This window comes from Angustibacter peucedani (assembly GCF_054779595.1).
Map to the genome: position 1 here is coordinate 1 of NZ_BAAGXY010000118.1, position 606 is coordinate 606.

At 43.4% G+C, this 606-nt stretch carries 1 protein-coding gene; it reads right to left on the minus strand.

The window, feature by feature from the left end; genetic code table 11:
* On the minus strand, window positions 1-606 hold a 606-nt coding region (istA, locus tag ACYVJ4_RS16915), incomplete at both ends, for an IS21 family transposase (protein ID WP_460461263.1).

Below are 606 nucleotides of genomic sequence, written 5' to 3' on the forward strand. Positions count from 1 at the left end.
TGCACCTTTAGTTTGTGGTCTGAATGGTCGACAAGCAATTGGTGTGAAACCGGCATCTTTACAGAATTCGTGGAACCGTTCGTTAAAGACAGCGTGGCCAAACTGGGATTTTGTATGATCCACAACGGTTTTCATATTATCAAACCAGATTTCCGTCGGAATACCTCCGGTATGAAGGAAAGCGTCGTGTAAGCAAGAAAAGAGGGTATCTTGGCTCCGATCAAAGGTTAGTGTCATATATTTGAGTTTTGAATAAGGCAATACATACAAGAAAATATTGAATTTAAACAGCTCACCCTCGCTGCTCACTAGGGCCATTTCTTCTTTCCAGTCAACTTGAGCAGAGAGACCAGGGGAATGTTCAATCCGAATGGTAGCTTTCTTAACTCGTTCTCGGCGGGTTTGGCGACAATAATCTTTCACGAGGGTATAGCTGCCGGTAAAGCCCTTCTTCTGGATAAATTTAAAAATTGAAGCAGCCGAACAATTTAGTTCAAGCTTTGAATCGATGGTTTGCTTGAATGGATCCAGTAAACTTGGCCGTTTCGGTCGACCACTTGGTCGGCCCTTAAGTCCAGCTTTGACTTCCTCATAGGCTTTCTTAAC